The organism is Candidatus Spongiisocius sp., assembly GCF_965221825.1.
Taxonomy (GTDB): Bacteria; Actinomycetota; Acidimicrobiia; order Spongiisociales; family Spongiisociaceae; genus Spongiisocius.
This window is the reverse complement of the sequence record NZ_OZ244917.1, coordinates 2,197,164-2,215,307: the sequence shown is the minus strand read 5'-3', so window position 1 is coordinate 2,215,307 and position 18,144 is coordinate 2,197,164. Positions and strand designations below refer to the sequence as shown.

The window sequence follows — 18,144 nt, the reverse complement described above, 5'->3', positions numbered from 1 at the left end:
CCGGGCCTGGGCCGGACGGCTATCCGGGCGGGTTGATCCGGATGCGCGACTCCCACACGTTGTCCTCGGGAGTCAGGTCGTCCTCGACCACGGTCAGTTTGAAGGTCAGCAGGTACTCGGCGCCCGGCTCCACCAGCTCGGTACCGAACAGCACCGACCCGATCTCTCCGGGCGCCAGGTCCAACCCGTGGCTGTCGACCGTGGTCAGCGACTCCCCCGCCTCGGAGCGGATGCTGGCGTTCACGGTCAGGCCCTTCTGGTCCACGTTGCCTCGGTTGCCGATCACCGTGCTGAACTGCAGTCGTTGGGTGGCCGGGAAGAGGATCTCCCCCTCGTCCCCCAGGCCGCCGGCCGGGAGCGGCTCGAACACCACCTGAAGGATGGTCACGTCCCGGCGCACCCCCATGTCGGTACTGCTCCGGATCGTCCGCGCCAGCCTCTCCCCGTTCAGCAGTGGCCGCTGATCGACGATGAAGGAGACGGCCGGAATCTCGTTGACTATGCCCAGCTCCTCCAGCATGCCGGTCGCCCTGGCCAGGAACCGGGCGTAAACCAGGTCGCCCACCCGGATCCGGGCGATGGCGCCGCCCAGCTGGTCCACCGGAACCGAGCCGGTCGGGTCGTCGGTGACCGCGGTGACAGCCACCCGGAAGTCGGCCAGGCCCGCCGTCCACGACGCGAACGCCAGATCCAGCATCTCGCGGGCGGCGAAGGCCGACTCGGGCGCCTCCACCGATTGGAACTGCTCCGCCTGGTCCGCCATTTCCCCGGACAGCCTGCCCATCAGCGCCTCGAAGTCGTCCCGGTTTATGGTCCGCAGCTCGTTGCTCACCAGGCGCCGGAATCCGGCCGCTATCTGGTCCACCTCCTGCGTGGCGATCCGCGCACTATCGAAGAAGGCCGTCTCCTGGCGGGCGATCACCCCCCGGCTGTTGACCAGGACCGCCCCCCCGATGAGGATCAGGAGCAACAGCGCGAGCCACCACCAGATCTTCCGCCGCCGCCGGCCGAAGCTGTTCGGCGGCCGGTACCGGTTGGTCACGTTCCCGGCTTCGTCATCGGGTCAGGTGAGCGGGAACGGGGGTTGAAACCAGGCCGGAACATCGGAGACCGTCACCGAGTCCACCCATTTGACCCACCAGAAGCCGCGCCGATCCGGCGCCACGATCCGGGCCGGGTAGCCGTGGCCCGCGCTCAGCGGTTCACCCCCCACCTCGAACGCCAACCAGATCCGGTCCGCATCCCTGGCCGGAAAGCGGCGCTCGTATCCGGTAACCGAACGCACGCGGATGCTCACCCCATCCACCTTTCCGAGAAGCCGATCCAGCCGGACGCCCGTCCATTGCTGGGTCGAGTGCCATCCGCCGGTGCAGTCGAGGGTAGCTTCCAACGTCTCCATCGGTAACGAGCCCAGGTCGTCCGGTCCGAGCATCCGGCCCGCCACCTCGGCCTCCAGCCGGTCGAGCCGCGGCACCGTGTCGGTGAACCACTGCGTTACGGGCATCCGGGCCGGGTTCCCGCTCCCCCGCTCATGCGATCCGGTGAACCTCCGCTCGGAGCCGGGCAGATCGAGGACGCCCAGAGCGCTTTCCCATCCGGCCAGCACTATCCCCGCCCCGGCGGCCAGGCCGCCGGTTCTCAGCAGGTTCCGCCGGCCCAGGTCGGTGGTCCGAGGCCGGACGGGGTGCCGGACGTAATGCCACCCGGCCAGCCCCACCGAGAGAACGGCGGCTCCTATATGGACTTGCATCGTGGCGAGCGGGCCGATCCGCGATGTCGTGCCCATCACCTGGAGCAGACCGGAACCGATGGTCGCCACCACGGTCACAATCAGCGCGACCGACCAGACCGTTCCCTTGCGGCGCCTCCGGAATCCGGATCGGACCACCATCGACTTCCACGGCGCCAGCAGCAGGAAGGACAACCCGAGCACACCGTGCGCGAGCGTCGCGACCCGCGCCCACTCCGTGCCGAATCCCTGGGCGAAAAGCCCCGAGGCAATCGCCCCTATCAGGAGGGTGGCGAGGGCCAGGTTGGTAAAGCGCTTCAGCGTCGCCTCCAAGCCGGATCCGGGCCCAGCCTATGAAGGTGCCTGAGGTAAAGAGGCCCACCCGGCACCATTCTCGCCGGAGGCCTCCGGCGAGATACAGGTGTCTCTGGGGTACAATGCCCGGCATTCCGGGCGAGTGGCGGAATTGGTAGACGCGCTGGGTTCAGGACCCAGTGAGCATTGAGCTCGTGGAGGTTCGAGTCCTCTCTCGCCCACAAGGCTTGTCGAACTCGAGAACCTTATGTGGCCGAGTTCGCCGCCCGCCACACCGTCCGCTACCTCGACACCATCGACCAGATGGACGCCCTCGCCAAAGCGACGGGAGGCAAACGGCTGATGTATGCCGACCTCACCGCCGGCCCGCAGGTTGCGGACCTAGGCGACCAGCCGTCGCATAGCCCAACACCCGGCGTTGGCGATGACCGGCGCCGCCTGGGCGGCGAACATCGTCAGGGTCTCCTCGTCGGCCACGGTGAACTCGGCGCCGCGGTCCTTGTCGCCCACGAAGACGTGGCCCACTCGTTCTCTCCGGTGGAACATGGGCGCTGCCAGGAAGCGGAAGGCCCCCACCGGGAGGGGGTTGGTGAACTCCGTGAAACCCGGGTTCCGGACGTGGTCCGCCAGGTTGGGCAGGCGCAGGGGTTCGGTGATATTGGTCTGGGCCTCGAGGAGCTGCTACCGGTCGGGGGTGAGCCACAGTTGCTCTGCGTCGGCGGAGGTGAAACCGGGAGTCAAGCGGTGGCCCACCCCGCTCCCGTCGTCTAGGAGGGTCATCACGCCGTAGCGGGCCGCCGTCAGCGTGCGGGCGGAGTCGAGGACGCGCTGGAGCACCTGGTCGAAGTCCAGGCTCTCGTTGATGCGCCGGCTGGCCTCGCTGAGGCGCGACGGGCGCTCCCGCAGCGCGTCGATCTCCCGGCATGTGCGCTGCCGGCGTATCAGCCATCAGACCGGGAGGTATACATCAAGTTATACAAAAGAAATCGTGAACGATATGTATCCGATAGGCGTGATCTTGCTAGCATTCCCGTACGGTGCTTTGGATCTGTGCGTCTCCACGCCGACTGGAGGCAGAGGCTGGTGCAGTGCTGAAGCAACCGCCCCGACACCGGGGCCGGCGAGTTCATCTCGACCGATGAAGCAGACCGTTGCCAAGAGGAGGCACGATAGCCATGTTCGACACCGGGAATGACAGCAGTAGGATACGCCGCCTGCTGAGGGCGGCCATGCGTTCTACCACCCCCTTTACCTTGTTGAGTAGCTCTGATGTGTGAGTATCGGGGCTGGTTGCTCGCCGCGGCGGGCAGGGCTTTGTCCCCCTGTCAGAGAGATGGCCTGGGGGGTGTTGCCACCCGCCGTGGTTGGGTGCCTGCGACCTCTTACAGGGACATGCACCGACAGGGGGCTGGTTCGTAAAGTGGTTGAGGCGTTGGTGCCCTCGAGTAGCTGCCGAAGGAGTTTGCGACTAGAGAGGACCAACTGAATGGGTGAGAGCCCTACGCCCGCTCCCGGAGTGTTCGTCGGTATAGACATCGCCAAGGGCAACCATTACGCCTGTGCGGTGTCGGCCAGCGGTAAGGCGCTGTTCGCCCGAGCGGTTCCCAACGACGAATCAGCGATCCGGCGGATGATCGACGACGCTGGGGACCACGGCCGCCCGGCGTTGGTGGTTGATATGACCTCGTCGGCGGCTGTGCTGGCGCTCACCGTCGCCGCAGAGATGACGATTCCGGTGGCCTATGTCACCGGCCTGGCGATGCGCCGAGCTGCCGACCTCTACGCAGGTGCGGCCAAGACCGACCCCAAGGACGCCCAGGTGCTGGCCGACTACGCCTGGCGTAACGCGGATCGTCTGAGTTGGACGACTGTCACCGATGAGCTGTTGGCCCGTCTGCGGATCCTCAACGGTCGGGACACAGACCTGGCCTCCGACGCGACAAGAACCGTAAACCGCCTGAGAGACGCCCTATTAGCCGTGTCCCCGGCTCTGGAGCGTGCCGTGGGAGAAAGGCTGATGTCGACACCTGGTCTCAGAGCCGCGCTGGTGAAATACCCCACCCCCGCAGCGCTGCGAACGGCCGGCAAAGCCCGGGTGCGGTCGCTGATCTCCAAGCGCTCCAAGCGCGCCGCCAACACACTCACCGACCAGATCTGGGCTGCGCTCAGCTCCCAGACCGTCACGGTGCCAGCCGAGGCAACCTGGGGCGAGACAATCGGCGACTTGGCCGCCGACCTGGACCGGATCATCGACCGCCGCCAACGCCTCGAAGCTGACATCGAGCAGGCGTTCTTGGAGCATCCGCTGGGAAAAGTCCTTAACAGCATGTGCGGGTTCGGACCCAGAACCGGAGCGAGAACCCTCGCTGAGATCGGCGACCCGCACCGGTTCGCCAACCCCGCCCGGCTAGCCGCCTACGCCGGGCTAGCCCCCGTGGACCGACAATCAGGCCGCAGCCACCGAACAGGACGATCACGAGGCGGAAACCACCGACTCAAGAACGCCATGTTCATCGCCGCGTTCGTCGCCACCCGACACGACCCCGACGCCCGCGCCTACTACCTACGCAAACGCGCCCACGGCAAAGACCACAACGCCGCTGTCATCTGCGTCGCCCGCCGACGCACCAACATCATCCTGGCCATGCTCAAGACCCAAACGCCCTACCAACCCCGCCAACCCGAGAAACTGCCCGAAGCGGCTTGACAACAAGACAGGGACACCCCCCCTTTACCTTGTTGAGTAGCTCTGATGTGTGAATATCGGGGCTGGTTGCTCGCCGCGGCGGGCAGGGCTTTGTCCCCCTGTCAGAGAGATGGCCTGGGGGGTGTTGCCACCCGCCGTGGTTGGGTGCCTGCGACCTCTTACAGGGACATGCACCGACAGGGGGCTGGTTCGTAAAGTGGTTGAGGCGTTGGTGCCCTCGAGTAGCTGCCGAAGGAGTTTGCGACTAGAGAGGACCAACTGAATGGGTGAGAGCCCTACGCCCGCTCCCGGAGTGTTCGTCGGTATAGACATCGCCAAGGGCAACCATTACGCCTGTGCGGTGTCGGCCAGCGGTAAGGCGCTGTTCGCCCGAGCGGTTCCCAACGACGAATCAGCGATCCGGCGGATGATCGACGACGCTGGGGACCACGGCCGCCCGGCGTTGGTGGTTGATATGACCTCGTCGGCGGCTGTGCTGGCGCTCACCGTCGCCGCAGAGATGACGATTCCGGTGGCCTATGTCACCGGCCTGGCGATGCGCCGAGCTGCCGACCTCTACGCAGGTGCGGCCAAGACCGACCCCAAGGACGCCCAGGTGCTGGCCGACTACGCCTGGCGTAACGCGGATCGTCTGAGTTGGACGACTGTCACCGATGAGCTGTTGGCCCGTCTGCGGATCCTCAACGGTCGGGACACAGACCTGGCCTCCGACGCGACAAGAACCGTAAACCGCCTGAGAGACGCCCTATTAGCCGTGTCCCCGGCTCTGGAGCGTGCCGTGGGAGAAAGGCTGATGTCGACACCTGGTCTCAGAGCCGCGCTGGTGAAATACCCCACCCCCGCAGCGCTGCGAACGGCCGGCAAAGCCCGGGTGCGGTCGCTGATCTCCAAGCGCTCCAAGCGCGCCGCCAACACACTCACCGACCAGATCTGGGCTGCGCTCAGCTCCCAGACCGTCACGGTGCCAGCCGAGGCAACCTGGGGCGAGACAATCGGCGACTTGGCCGCCGACCTGGACCGGATCATCGACCGCCGCCAACGCCTCGAAGCTGACATCGAGCAGGCGTTCTTGGAGCATCCGCTGGGAAAAGTCCTTAACAGCATGTGCGGGTTCGGACCCAGAACCGGAGCGAGAACCCTCGCTGAGATCGGCGACCCGCACCGGTTCGCCAACCCCGCCCGGCTAGCCGCCTACGCCGGGCTAGCCCCCGTGGACCGACAATCAGGCCGCAGCCACCGAACAGGACGATCACGAGGCGGAAACCACCGACTCAAGAACGCCATGTTCATCGCCGCGTTCGTCGCCACCCGACACGACCCCGACGCCCGCGCCTACTACCTACGCAAACGCGCCCACGGCAAAGACCACAACGCCGCTGTCATCTGCGTCGCCCGCCGACGCACCAACATCATCCTGGCCATGCTCAAGACCCAAACGCCCTACCAACCCCGCCAACCCGAGAAACTGCCCGAAGCGGCTTGACAACAAGACAGGGACACCCCCCCTTAGTCGTTTGGCTCGCCCTTCCGGCGCTGCTGCTCTCGGTCCTGTTGATCCCGCGTCCGGCCGAGGCCGGGCACGAGGTCGTCTGGTCCGGCACGCTGACGGTAGGCTTGCTCCACGGCACGTATAACGCGAGTGGCGGGATTTGGGGTTGCGATAACTCAAACAACTTCTCGACTAAGAAGTGCTCTGGCGCACTCTCTGAGGACACGGTCACGCTCAACGACGGATCTACCTTCACGATCTACGATATATCGATCGCATATGGTGGCCAGTTATTAGACACTTTCCAGTTTGGAGCCACTGCGGCCTTTACCTCGGAGATCAACAACTACGCGGTTGAGATCGGAGACTCCCGGTTCCGCTTCGACCAGGCCGGACGCCCTCGCACCGACACACGCAGATGGAAAAACAGCGCGCCGAGGGGATTGTTGCCCGCGCCCGGGGAGACGGTTGAGGTGCGCGTGGTCGTGGCCCACCCGTTGGTGTCCATCTCCGCCTCCCCCACGACGGTGGACGAGGGCAGCCCGGTCACGATCACGGCCACCCTGTCGGAGGCGCTGTCGAGCCGGGTGACGATCCCGCTGGTTGTCTACGGCTTCAGCGCGGAGCCGGGCGACTACGGACGCCTCGCGTCGATCACGATCCCCGCCAACTCGCTCACGGGCACGGGGACCATCGCCACACGCCAGGACGCGGACGCCCACGACGATGTCTTCGGGGTGGACCTGGGAACACTGCCCCCGGCAGTTGCCAGGGGCAACCCGTGGTCGGTCTCGATCACGATCGTGGACGACGACCTCAGCACCCTGACGACCCTCCCCGTAGATAAGTCCCAGCAACGCCCCGCCAGCCAACGGACTCCGACCGGCGCGGGGGCGGGAGGTCCCTTCTGCTACGTCGGGGCGGGCAACGGCACCACGGAGTACATCCGCTACCCGGATGGGCGCATCGTGGAGACGACCAAGCAGAGCGAGACCATCAGGTCGATGTTCGCGTGCTGACGAGACGGAGCCCCCTAAAACGGCCATCCCCCGCAGGAGGGAGACGACGCGCCGGCTTCTACCCGGCCTCGTGTTGCTCCTCGCGGCCTGCGGCAGCAGAGGATTCGCTGGCCGCTACGGCGTAGCGGCTGGTCGCGCTGGGCGATGCCGGCACTCCCGCCCGGGTAGTGGCGAGCGACGCAACCGCCGAGTTCACCACCGCCACGAACACGACCGGCTGGACGGGGCTGCAACTCCTACGCTGCGCTATACAGCGCGCGGGGGTCGGAGCTGCGCCTTGACGACCTGACGTGGACGGAAGCGGGCTGCCCATCCCAGGCGCTCTTCCGGCAGGAACAACGGATGCAGGACTCGCTGGCGACGGTGGAGCACTTCGAGGTCTCGGGCGAACGACTCACGCTCCATAGCGAGGGTGGGCAGGTGCTGGTCTTCGAGCGCGTCGGACAGTAGCCGCATTGCCGATGCCCGGCCCGCCGGCCCCGCGATCGGCGGACACGACGAAAGCCCCCATACATGGACGGGAGCCGCTCCTGCGAACGCGCGCTCCTGCCTGATCCTGAACCCAAAGACTGCTCCGGCGCACTAGCCGCCTTCAACGCGGAACGGCGAATGGCCAGGCCCCGGCCCCGATGTAATCCAGCCCAAGCCGTCTACAGGTCCTGCGTCTCCGCGACGGGCGATCAGATCCGCTCACTCCGCGACGAGGACCCGCTGACCGACGGCATGGCCCAGGGCCGCCTGTTCACCGAAATGAGCGGACGCGCCTCCCGCACCACGGCCGGGAACGGCATCAGCGAGAACCTGAACTTCCCGCCACTTCATCAACCTGACCCACCTGTCCACCACCATCCCGGAGGACCGGCGCACCGAGAAGGCCCTGTTCGGCGACCACTGGCGACAGTACGGAGAGCGAGCGACTCCGGTGTCGAACTCGCAGAACTTACGAGAGGGAGTTGACGGTTTTAGGTAGCTTGCGAACGGCTGAGAACGGTCGCCGGCTTCAGCTCGCCGCGCCGGTCGGCACGACTTGGACGCCCCGCGGCCCCGCGGCTTGTCAAGACCCCTGCTCTCCTAGGGTGCCACCCCAGGGAGTGGGGGGGTATGGATCGGCTGAACGCTTTGGCCGATCTGAACATGACCTGCGGGGTTACGGTCGTTCATTACAGCTGACAGCGGCTGACCCGAGCCTTGCCCGCGGGTCGGGGCTTGCGCGTTTACGAGCCTTCCGAGGCGGCGTCGGGTGGGGGTTCTCCCGGGTCGGGCAATCCCTGTTCCACGGCCCAGCGCCGCACGTCCCCGAAGGCCTCGGCGCGGTCGTAGGGGCCCTGTTCGATCCGCTTCTCGAGCAGGACCTCCAGCACCGCTCCGACCGTCGGGCCGGGGCCGATGGCCAGGTAATCCATGACATCGAAGCCGTCGATGGGTGGTCGGATGGCGTCCAGTTCCTCCTTGGCGCGGAGGGCCTCGATCCGCTCCTCCAACTCGTCGATCTGCCGCTGGATCCGGCGGGCCCGGCGGTCGCTGCGGGTGGTGACATCGCATCTCGCCAGCTGGTTGAGCCGGGGCAGCAACTCGCCGGCGTCCCGCACGTAGCGGCGTACCGCCGAATCGGTCCAACCCATCTTGAAGGTATGGGCCCGCATGTGGAGGAAGACGAGCTCGGCCACGTCACTGACCGTGCCGTTCGGGTAGCGCAACTTTCTCAGACGGCGGCGGGTCATCCGGGCGCCCACCACCTCATGGTGGTGGAAGGTCACCTTGGGGCCCTCGAACCGCCGGGTGGCGGGCTTTCCGACATCGTGGAACACGGCGGCCAGACGCAGGACCAGGTCGGGTTCCGTCTTGGCCATCACCGCCAGCGAGTGGGCAAGCACGTCCTTGTGACGGTGGTCGGGATCCTCGGTCATGGCCAGCGCCGGGACCTCGGGGACGAACTCCGCCGCCAGCCCGGACTCGACCATTACCGACATGGCGGGCGCTGCGCCGTCGGCCACCACCAGCTTGGAGAACTCGTCCCGGATCCGCTCCGCGCTGATCGTCCGCAGGCGCTCCCGGAGGCGAGCCACAGCGTCGAGCTCCGCCCGGTCCGGATAGAAACCCAGTTGCGCCATGAATCGGAACAGCCGGACCATCCGGAGCGGATCGTCCGAGAAGGACACGTCGGGACCGATAGGTGTTCGCAGGGTCCGGGTGGCCAGGTCGGCCACGCCGTTGAATGGGTCCACGAGGACCGGGGCGTCGCTGCCGAGCTGCAACGCGATGGCGTTGACCGTGAAGTCCCGGCGCTCCAGGTCGGCCTCGATCGAATCGCCGAAGGTAACCTCCGGGCGGCGGCTGTCAGGCCGGTAGGTCTCGGCGCGGAAGGTGGTTATCTCGCACCGCACCCCATCCCGGAGGAGGCCGATCGTCCCGAACCGTTCGCCCACGGTGAACAACTGATCCGCCCAGTCGCCGAGTAGTGGCTTCATCTGGTCGGGCCGGGCGCTGGTGGCGTAGTCGAGATCGGTCGACTCCCGTTCCAGCAGGGCATCGCGAACCGAACCGCCCACAAGGTGGATCTCGTGGCCGGCGGCCGTGAAGAGACCGGCCAACTCACGGCTGATGCCGCTGTTCAGCCAGTTCAGGCGCTCGGGAACCATGCTCGGATCAGCCGAGGTCCCACACCTTGGCGGCCTCTGCCTTCACCACGTCCAGGGTTGCGAAGGCAAGCTCGGAAGAGCGGAAGCGGTGCTCCTCGTCCGGGACGACGGCGCCGGCCGCGCCCGCCAGGGTGGCGCTGACCGAAGCCGCGATGGCGTCCAGGTCGTACCCGCCCTCGAGGAAGCAGATGGTGCGGCCCGGGGGGACCAACTCGAGCAGGGAGCGGGACATGAATGCATAGTCGGACGGGAGCAGCCGCAGGCTCGCCAGGGGATCGGCCGCGTGAGCGTCGTAGCCGGCGCTGACCAGCAGCCAGTCCGGACCGAACTGCGAGACCACCGGCAGGATCAATTCCTCGAAGGCCCGGCGGTAGAGGTCGCCGGCGGTTCCGGGCGGGAGGGGCAGGTCCAAGATGGTGGCCGCGCCCCGGTGGGCGGTCATGTCAACGATGCCTCCGGTACCCGGGTAGAAGGGATACTGGTGGGTCGAGATGTACAGGATGTTCTCCTCATGCTCGAACGTCTCCTCGGTGCCGTTGCCGTGGTGGACGTCCCAGTCCATGATCGCCACTTTGCAGCCTCGTTCCACCAGCATGGCGGCCGTGACGGCCGCGCTGTTGAACAGGCAGAACCCCATCGCCGTGGAGGAACGGGCGTGGTGGCCCGGTGGCCGAACCGCCAGAAAGGCCAGGTCAGCAACCTTCTCCTCTAGGCGGCGGACAGCCAAGGGGCCCCCTCCGGCAGCCCGGACGGCGGCTTCCCACGAGGCCGGGACCGCCGCCGTGTCCGGATCCAACTGAGCACCTCCCGAGGCACAAACCTGCTGGATGTAATCGATGTAGCCGGGGGCGTGCACCAGTTCCAGCAACCTGCGGTCAATCTCCGGCGCCAGCTCCTCCGCCAGCTCCACCGGAGCGGACCGCACCCCCCGCAGGGCCGCGCCGAGGCGGTCGGGGCGCTCGGGATGGCCCAAACCGGCGTCGTGCTGCTCGAAGACCGGGTGGGAAACGGCCAGCACTCTCATAACAGCCAGGCTAACCCGGTCTCCGGGAACCTCAGGAACAAGGACGCCACATACGGTGCCACAAACCTGAGGAACAGAACACCACCAGCGGTGCGGAGAACCTCAGGAACAGGACGTCATAGGCAATGCCACAAACCTGAGGAACAGAACACCACCAGCGGTGCGGAGAACCTGAGGAACAGTGCGTCATAGGCGGTGCCCTCTGCCCAAAGTTCGTCAAGTCGCGAAAACCGGCGCTCCGCACCGGGTCCCCTCCCCCGCCGCCACCCATCCTGTTGGAGCGTGGTCGGCCATGCCCGGCTGGATGCCGGGGATCGGCCGTCGCTCCATGAAGTCTTGTATGTTCCCCTGGACCCGGCCGCTCCGATCGGATATCCTCGTCGGCCGGTGTAGGTGCTTGGCGATACGCAACGTATAGCAAGGGTGTGACACTTTCAACCCCCTTATTCAAGAACGCGAAAAGTTCTTGCGGTTCCGTCGGTGTGGCAACGTACTTGCGGCCGGATCCCGGCGAGGTCGGCGTCCGCTTCCTTTCGCGAACATCTCGGTTGGTAGATTCCGGCTGACGGCTCGCAGCGCGAGAGGCGGAAGGGGATGAAAGGCTCACCTTTCTCGGAGAGCGGCAACGGGCGCTTCGCCTCGTCGCATCGATACCCGGCCGCGCCCCGTCCCGCTACCGGCCCCGATCGCTAGCCGTGCCTCCCCCGATACCGGACCGCTACCGGCTGGAGCTGCGCCTCGGCCGGGACGAAGACATCGAGGAGTGGTTCGCCACCGACCTGGAACTAGATCGCCCGGTACTGATTCGCGTGATCGGTCCAGAGGCGACCAGGGCGAGGGGCCGGTCGTTCCTGGTGGCGGTCCAGCGTGCTTCTCGCGCCAGCCATACGCATGTGGCCGCGGTCTTCGCAGCCGATACCGTGCCCGGGTCCACCTACGCGGTTACCGAGTGGGTGGGCGGCACCACGCTGTCCGACCGGACGGGCGCCGGTGGTGGGCCGCCGCTCGCCGAGTTGCTCGCCAACGCCGGCGGTCTCGCCGAAGGTCTCGCCGTGCTCCACGCCGAGGGCGTGACCCACGGGGCCATCGACGCGGGAGCGGTCCTCTACTCGCGGGGGCAGCCGGCCAAGCTCGGCGGCTTCGGCCGAGTTCCACGCGGCACCTCCCTCAAGGACGATGTCCGGGCGCTGGCCGGCACGCTGGAGACCGCTCTCACCGGCAATCCTCCCGGCACCATCGCTCCCTCCGAACTCATCCACTCCCTGTCCCCGAGCGTTGATGACATCCTTCGCTCAGCCCGTTCCGACGAGATCGACGCCCGCCAGCTGGCCGACCGTCTCCAGGCGGTCCCCTACTCCCCTCCTGTCGCTGGTGTCTTCCGGTGGTCCTGGCGCCGGCTACTGCCGGTCGGCCTGCTCGCCCTCGCCGCAGCGGTGCTCGTGTGGGCCGGTAGCGCGGTGGACACCAGCCCCACTCCGCCCTTGCAGGTCACCTCGCTCCCCTTGCCCACCGTGACTTCCGGGCCGGACACGGACAGCCCGCCGACCCTGGCATCGTCCTCTGAGGACGACCCGCCTGACCAGCCGGTGGTCGAGGATGAACCGGTGGTCCTGCAGCGGGTGCTCGACTTCGATCCCCTCGGAGACGGCGAGGAGCATCCCGGCCGGTTGACGTTGCTCACCGACGGAGATCCCACCACCGCGTGGCACACCGAAGGCTATTTCGATCCGCTGCCTCTGCTGAAGGGGGGAGTCGGCCTGGCCTTCGAGGTGAGCGGATCGCCGGCGTTCATCGAGCTGACGGGCCTGTCCGAGGGTACGGCCTTCCGCCTCATGTGGGCCGAGTCCCTTCTCGATGTCGAGGACGAGGGCTGGGAGGTCATCGCCGAGCAACAGGCCGGGGCCGCAACCCTCCGCCTACCGCTACCCGAACTTCGCAACGGGGTCTGGCTGCTCTGGCTGACCGACCTTCCTCCCGAGGAGGACGGCTTCCGCACCCGGCTGGCCGAAGTGAGTTTTCGCAGTTGAGCAGGCCCGACGACTCCGTCCTCATCCGGCGCTACCTGGCAGGAGACGGCAGGGCGTTCGATCAGCTAATGGCCGCTCACGAGGGCCGGGTGTTCGCCGTCTGCCTTCGTATCCTCCGGAACCGGGAGGAGGCTCTGGACGCAACCCAGGAGACGTTCATCACCGTGCTCCGCAAGGCCGGCTCGTTCGAAGGAAGGTCGGCCTTCTCCACCTGGCTGTACCGGGTGGCCGTCAACACCTGCTACACCATGCTTCGCAAGAAAGGGCGGCGCCCGACCACCTCGCTGCCGGAAGCTCATGACCCGCCCGACCTGTCGGCTACCGATCGCATCCGTTCGGCCGAACTCCGGCCCATGCTCGAAGAGGCTCTGGCGACCCTGCCGGAAGAGTTCGGACCGGCCGTACTGCTCAGCGATCTGGAAGGGCTACCACTGCAGAGCGTGGCGGAGATCCTCGAGATTCCGCTCGGTACGGTGAAGTCCCGCGTGTTCCGGGGCCGGAAGCTGCTGGCCGAACATCTCGGGAACCTTATGACCGCCTCGGGGTATCCCAAAGAGGACAAGCATGAGTGACGAGCGCATCCCCATAGACGAACTGCTGAACCTGGTGGAAGGCAACCTTCCGGAGGACGAGGCTGCCCGGCTCGAGGCCGCCCTCGACGACAGCGACCGCAGGGAACTGGCCGTTCAGGCCGCTGTCAGGACCGTAATGGAACAACTCCCCGATCCGGTGCTCTCCGACGATGAGCGCCAGCGGCTACGAGCGGCCGTCCGGGCCGAGCTCCGCGTCGAGGAGGCCCGCCCCGCGCCATCCGGGGGCCGGCAGGAGAAGCGGTCCTGGCTGGCTCGCGTCATTCCGTCAGCGGCCGCGGCCGCGTCGGTGGTGGCCATGATCGCGGTCGCCATCAACCTGGTCGACACCGGTCCCGGCCAGGAGGCCGCCCCGGCGGAGACCGGCATGGTGGTTGCCGAGCAGGCTGCCGACGTCGCGCCGGTGACCGCCGCGCCGGCGACCACCGCGGCACCGGCGCAGGCTCCGGAGGCTGCCGAGGACTCCGCCGCCGAGCAGGCTGCAGCCGCGGAAATGGAAGCAGCCGACGTCGCTGAACCGGCCGAAGCCGAGGAGGCTGCGCGGGCGGTGGCCGAGGAGGCGCCGGCCGAAGCCGAGATGGCTATGGAGGAGGCCCTGGCGGAGGCTCCGGAGGCCGAGGCGGCCGCCGACGTCGCCATGGCCGACGAGGAAGCCGGAGGCCTCGGGCCGGGCTACGTAGCGTTCGAGGTCGAAACCGGCGAGCCCGAGAAGGCCCGCGAGATGCTGGGGGTGCTGGAGACGCTGGCCGCGGTCACCGAGATGCCGCCCGTGCCCGTGGCCGAGCTTGCCGACCGGGCGGGAGAGGAGGGCTTGGTCTGCTGGCAGGCTGCGGCGGACTTGGCCGGCCCAAGCGGGGTAATCACATGGATGGCTCCCGGGCTCGTGGACGGCGTAACGGGCGAGGCCTACCTGGTGGCGCCGGGCGCGGACGACCAGGCGGAGGCCGGAGTTCTGGCCCTGTTCGTCTACCCGGACTGCCAGGCCGTGGCGCTCCGGGCGGTCACAGACCGGCGCTAACCTGCTCGTGTGAAGGAGAGCTACGCCGCTCGCTTTGCCGATCTGCTGGAAGGGATCGCCACCAGAGTTCGTTCGCTGACCGTGGACCGGCTCGACCGCGGGATCACTCTGGCCGCCTTCGGCATGGCCGCCGTGATGCTCATCCTGGTAGCGCTCGTCCTGATCAGCGTCGCCCTTTTCCGCCTCCTGGCGATGGCCACGGGCGCCACCGGGGCATACGCCGCATTCGGGGGATTATTTCTGGCCGCCGGATGGTTGTCATGGCGGAAGGGCAGGAACGTACCTGACGAACAGCCACCCGGAGGAACCGAATGACCCGGAACCTGATCATCATCGGATCAGGCCCCGCCGGGCTCACCGCCGCCCTCTACGCGGCCCGGGCCGACCTATCCCCGCTGGTCTTCGAAGGAGTCGCGGCGGGCGGACAGCTGATGATCACCACCGACGTGGAGAACTACCCGGGATTCCCCGACGGGATCATGGGTCCCGAACTCATGGAGCGCTTTCGCAAGCAGGCTGAGCGCTTCGGCGCCACCCTGGTCGCCTCTGACGTCACCTCCGTCGATTTCTCCCGGCAGCCGTTCGAGGTGTCGGTGGGGTCGGACCGTCACACGGCCCGGGCGGTGATCATCGCCACGGGCGCCACCGCCCGCTTTCTCGGAGTACCCGGCGAGGAGGCGCTCATCGGCCGGGGCGTTTCGGCCTGCGCCACCTGTGACGGATTCTTCTTCCGGGGCAAGGACCTGGTGGTGGTGGGCGGCGGCGACTCGGCGATGGAGGAAGCTCTGTTCCTGACCAAGTTCGCCTCGGGCGTGACAATCGTGCACCGGCGGGACCGGTTCCGGGCTTCCCGGATCATGGCCGGCCGGGCACTGGCCAACGAGAAGATCGACGTCCTGTGGAACACCACCGTGGAGGAGGTCCTGGGTGAGTCGACGGTGGCAGGCGTAACGCTACGGGACGTCATCAGCGGGGACACCCGTGAGCACGCCACCGACGGAGTCTTCATCGCGATCGGTCACATCCCCAATACCGAGCTGTTCCGCGGCCAGATCGACCTGGACAGCCAGGGTTACATCCGGCTGCCGGGTCGCAGCACCATCACGAACGTGGACGGTGTGTTCGCCTCGGGGGATGTGGTGGACAAGGTCTACCGCCAAGCGGTGACGGCCGCCGGAACCGGCTGCGCGGCGGCGATCGACGCTGAGCGATGGCTCGAGGCCCGGGAATGAGTTCCACAGCACCGGGACCACATACGAGTTATCACCAGAAAAGGCTGTAATACGGTACACCACCGTAACATCAACAACCATATATCCAAGGAGGATCCAGGTCATGGCTGACGTCGTAACACTTACCGACGCCGAGTTCGCGCAGGCCGTCGCCGGCAGCAAGCCGGTACTGGTCGATTTCTGGGCGGAGTGGTGCGGCCCGTGCCGCCTGGTGGCACCCCTGCTGGCGGAGATCGCCGCCGACCACGGCGACAAGATCACCATCGCCAAGCTCAATATCGACGAGAACCAGCAGACCCCGTTCCAGTATCAGGTGATGAGCATTCCCACCATGGTGGTGTTCCAGGACGGCGTGGAGAAGAAGCGGATCGTCGGGGCCCGACCCAAGGCCGCCATCCTGGCTGAGCTCCGGGAGTGGGTCAACTAGGGCGTGTCCGCGCCATGCGCGTTCGTTTTGCCATCGCGGGTCCCCGTGGTCGGTCTGTGGCGCGGCGGTGGGATATGGCGCCGCCAGCGGCGTCTATGGCAAGGACTGCTGACGAAGGCGTACCCGCAGGGTACGTTGAGGAGGCAGGACGCAGCCAGAGGCGTCGGTGGTGGTCCAGATCACGCCGACCGCAACACAGACCGACCACGATCAAGCGGTCAGGATGGCGGGAAGAACCGCCTGTAGATCTGCTCCAGTTGATCGAGGCCGCTGAATCTGAGGACCACCCGGCCGTCGACGGCGCCGCTCTTGCGCTCCTTGTAGCGGATGTCCACGGAGGTGCCGAGCTGCTCGGCCAGGCGATTCTCCAACTCGACGATCACTGCCGGACGGGGTTCGGCCGGGCGGCGCCTTGCGTTGTCCCGGGTCATTCCCTTGCCGAGGCGCACCGCCTCCTCGAGTTGCCGGACCGACCATCCCTCGCCTACCGCTCGGTCTGCCAGGTGTCGGGCCAGAGCCTGGTCCTCGAGTCCCAGCAGGGCGCGGGCGTGTCCCGCTGACAGATCACGGGAGGCGACCAGGGCCTGGATCGCCGGGGGGAGCTTGAGCAGGCGGAGAGCGTTCGTCACGGCGGCCCGGCTCCGGCCCACCTTCTCCCCGATCTCCGCATGGGTCATGCCGAACTCGTCCTCGAGTTGGTGGAAGGCGGCCGCTTCCTCGAGCGGGTTGAGGTCCTCACGCAGAAGGTTCTCGACCAGTGCCTCCGTAACTGTCCCCGCCTCATCCGTTTCCCGGATCAGGGCAGGCAACTCGGCCAGGCCGGCCTCCCGAGCCGCGCGCCAGCGCCGCTCGCCGGCGATCAGCACGTAGTCGGGACCCTCGGGCCGCACGACCACCGGCTGCAGAACGCCCAGCTGCCGGATCGAGGCGGCCAGCGTCTCCAGCGCGTCCGCATCGAACCCCTGCCGCGGCTGGTTCGGGTTGGCGCGGATCCGGCTGATGGCGATCCTCTGCAGGTTGCTGCGCCTGGGCGGCGGGATGAGGGCTTCCAGGCCCTTGCCGAGACCTGATCGGCGGGTGGTCATTGTTCTTGCTCCTGTTGTCGGTGTCTCTGAAGGAACTCGATGGCGACATAGCGATAGGCGACCGCCCCCGGGCTCATCCGGTCATAGACCTCGATCGGCTCGCCGTATGACGGCGCCTCCGACAGTCGTATCGATCGCGGGATCACGGTGCGAAAGACCCGCTCGCCGAAGTAGTTACGGATCTGGATAGCAACATCGGTAGAGAGCTTTGTACGAGCATCGAACATAGTTAACAGGACGCTACCTATGTGCAGGCCTGTATTAAGGCTCTCGCGTACCAGGTCGATGCTGTCCATGAGCTGACCGAGCCCTTCCAACGCGTAGAACTCGCATTGGACCGGGATGAGGAGTTCGTCGGCCGCCGCCAGCGCGTTGATGGTGAGCAGGCCCAGGCTCGGGGCGCAGTCGACCAGGATAGTGTCGTAGTCCCCCGCCACCGGGGTGATCGCCGCCGCCAGACGCTGCTCCCGACTCAGCATGGGCACCATTTCCAGTTCGGCGCCCGCCAGGTCGATGCTCGACGGCGCCAGGGCAAGGTTGTCCACCCCGGTCGGCACCACGATCTCCTCAAGCGTGCGCTGACCGATGAGGGCACTGTATATCGACCGGCTGCCATCGGCTATCCGGACCCCCAGTCCGGTGCTGGCGTTGCCCTGCGGATCCAAGTCCAGGAGAAGGACGCGGTGTCCGCGCAGCGCCAAGTTAGCGCCCAGATTGATGGCCGTGGTCGTCTTCCCGACACCGCCCTTCTGGTTGGCGATCGCCACAACCAGGCCCCGCCGGGCGCCTTCAGGTGGATTCACTGACCGGTTGAGCACGGCTCCATTCTAGAATGGCTCTCTC

The 18,144-nt window shown here is 67.1% G+C and carries 17 protein-coding genes, 1 tRNA gene and 1 pseudogene; 11 read left to right on the top strand and 8 right to left on the bottom strand.

The window, feature by feature from the left end; translation table 11 throughout:
- Nucleotides 1-19: 19 nt before the first annotated feature.
- Both ACOQPD_RS10350 and ACOQPD_RS10345 read right to left on the bottom strand, forming a co-directional pair.
- Nucleotides 20-1,042 (bottom strand): hypothetical protein, encoded by a 1,023-nt coding sequence (locus ACOQPD_RS10350; protein WP_420611880.1) that lies wholly within the window; start codon nt 1,040-1,042, stop codon nt 20-22.
- 21 nt (nt 1,043-1,063) lie between these two features.
- Nucleotides 1,064-2,062: a molybdopterin-dependent oxidoreductase gene (locus ACOQPD_RS10345; RefSeq protein WP_420611879.1), complete on the bottom strand. Its 999-nt coding sequence runs from the start codon at nt 2,060-2,062 to the stop codon at nt 1,064-1,066.
- 118 nt (nt 2,063-2,180) lie between these two features.
- On the opposite strand from ACOQPD_RS10345, the gene ACOQPD_RS10340 reads away from it, so the two are divergent.
- Nucleotides 2,181-2,265, top strand: a tRNA-Leu gene (locus ACOQPD_RS10340).
- A gap of 160 nt (nt 2,266-2,425) precedes the next feature.
- Here the strand turns inward: ACOQPD_RS10340 and ACOQPD_RS10335 are convergent.
- Both ACOQPD_RS10335 and ACOQPD_RS10330 read right to left on the bottom strand, forming a co-directional pair.
- A complete protein-coding gene (locus ACOQPD_RS10335) occupies nt 2,426-2,683 on the bottom strand; it encodes a GAF domain-containing protein (RefSeq protein ID WP_420614383.1) in 258 nt (85 codons plus the stop codon).
- A gap of 42 nt (nt 2,684-2,725) precedes the next feature.
- Complete coding sequence (locus ACOQPD_RS10330) at nt 2,726-2,881, bottom strand: hypothetical protein (protein WP_420611878.1); 156 nt, start codon at nt 2,879-2,881, stop codon at nt 2,726-2,728.
- A gap of 649 nt (nt 2,882-3,530) precedes the next feature.
- On the opposite strand from ACOQPD_RS10330, the gene ACOQPD_RS10325 reads away from it, so the two are divergent.
- The 4 genes and pseudogenes from ACOQPD_RS10325 to ACOQPD_RS10310 all read left to right on the top strand — a co-directional run.
- Nucleotides 3,531-4,751, top strand: coding sequence for an IS110 family transposase (locus tag ACOQPD_RS10325; protein WP_420611877.1), 1,221 nt, complete (start codon nt 3,531-3,533; stop codon nt 4,749-4,751).
- A 262-nt stretch (nt 4,752-5,013) separates the two neighbouring features.
- Nucleotides 5,014-6,234, top strand: coding sequence for an IS110 family transposase (locus tag ACOQPD_RS10320; protein WP_420611877.1), 1,221 nt, complete (start codon nt 5,014-5,016; stop codon nt 6,232-6,234).
- Nucleotides 6,235-6,686: 452 nt separating this feature from the next.
- On the top strand, nt 6,687-7,259 hold the full coding sequence (locus tag ACOQPD_RS10315; protein WP_420611876.1) for a hypothetical protein: 573 nt from the start codon (nt 6,687-6,689) through the stop codon (nt 7,257-7,259).
- A 234-nt stretch (nt 7,260-7,493) separates the two neighbouring features.
- Nucleotides 7,494-7,709: pseudogene (locus ACOQPD_RS10310) on the top strand (META domain-containing protein); the annotation flags it as partial.
- Between the two features lie 764 nt (nt 7,710-8,473).
- On the opposite strand, the gene ACOQPD_RS10305 reads toward ACOQPD_RS10310, so the two are convergent.
- Together ACOQPD_RS10305 and ACOQPD_RS10300 are read right to left on the bottom strand one after the other, a co-directional pair.
- A complete protein-coding gene (locus tag ACOQPD_RS10305) occupies nt 8,474-9,898 on the bottom strand; it encodes a CCA tRNA nucleotidyltransferase (protein ID WP_420611875.1) in 1,425 nt (474 codons plus the stop codon).
- A 7-nt stretch (nt 9,899-9,905) separates the two neighbouring features.
- Complete coding sequence (locus ACOQPD_RS10300; protein WP_420611874.1) at nt 9,906-10,922, bottom strand: histone deacetylase family protein; 1,017 nt, start codon at nt 10,920-10,922, stop codon at nt 9,906-9,908.
- Nucleotides 10,923-11,617: 695 nt separating this feature from the next.
- Here ACOQPD_RS10300 and ACOQPD_RS10295 point away from each other — a divergent pair.
- The 6 genes from ACOQPD_RS10295 to trxA all read left to right on the top strand — a co-directional run bounded on the left by ACOQPD_RS10295 (nt 11,618) and on the right by trxA (nt 16,216).
- The gene (locus tag ACOQPD_RS10295; RefSeq protein WP_420611873.1) at nt 11,618-12,949 is read left to right on the top strand and encodes a protein kinase; all 1,332 of its coding nucleotides are present in this window, start codon (nt 11,618-11,620) and stop codon (nt 12,947-12,949) included.
- Nucleotides 12,946-13,521, top strand: a complete 576-nt coding sequence (locus ACOQPD_RS10290; RefSeq protein ID WP_420611872.1) for an RNA polymerase sigma factor — start codon at nt 12,946-12,948, stop codon at nt 13,519-13,521. Before ACOQPD_RS10295 ends, ACOQPD_RS10290 begins: the two co-directional genes overlap by 4 nt.
- Nucleotides 13,514-14,557, top strand: coding sequence for a hypothetical protein (locus ACOQPD_RS10285; RefSeq protein ID WP_420611871.1), 1,044 nt, complete (start codon nt 13,514-13,516; stop codon nt 14,555-14,557). Before ACOQPD_RS10290 ends, ACOQPD_RS10285 begins: the two co-directional genes overlap by 8 nt.
- Nucleotides 14,558-14,566: 9 nt before the next feature.
- A complete protein-coding gene (locus ACOQPD_RS10280; RefSeq protein ID WP_420611870.1) occupies nt 14,567-14,872 on the top strand; it encodes a hypothetical protein in 306 nt (101 codons plus the stop codon).
- On the top strand, nt 14,869-15,789 hold the full coding sequence (gene trxB, locus ACOQPD_RS10275; RefSeq protein WP_420611869.1) for a thioredoxin-disulfide reductase: 921 nt from the start codon (nt 14,869-14,871) through the stop codon (nt 15,787-15,789). The genes ACOQPD_RS10280 and trxB overlap by 4 nt, the downstream gene beginning before the upstream one ends.
- 103 nt (nt 15,790-15,892) lie before the next feature.
- On the top strand, nt 15,893-16,216 hold the full coding sequence (trxA, locus tag ACOQPD_RS10270; protein WP_420611868.1) for a thioredoxin: 324 nt from the start codon (nt 15,893-15,895) through the stop codon (nt 16,214-16,216).
- Between the two features lie 218 nt (nt 16,217-16,434).
- On the opposite strand, the gene ACOQPD_RS10265 is transcribed toward trxA, so the two are convergent.
- Nucleotides 16,435-17,301, bottom strand: coding sequence for a ParB/RepB/Spo0J family partition protein (locus ACOQPD_RS10265; RefSeq protein WP_420611867.1), 867 nt, complete (start codon nt 17,299-17,301; stop codon nt 16,435-16,437).
- A complete protein-coding gene (locus ACOQPD_RS10260; RefSeq protein ID WP_420611866.1) occupies nt 17,298-18,119 on the bottom strand; it encodes a ParA family protein in 822 nt (273 codons plus the stop codon). The genes ACOQPD_RS10265 and ACOQPD_RS10260 overlap by 4 nt, the downstream gene beginning before the upstream one ends.
- Between the last annotated feature and the right edge of the window lie 25 nt (nt 18,120-18,144).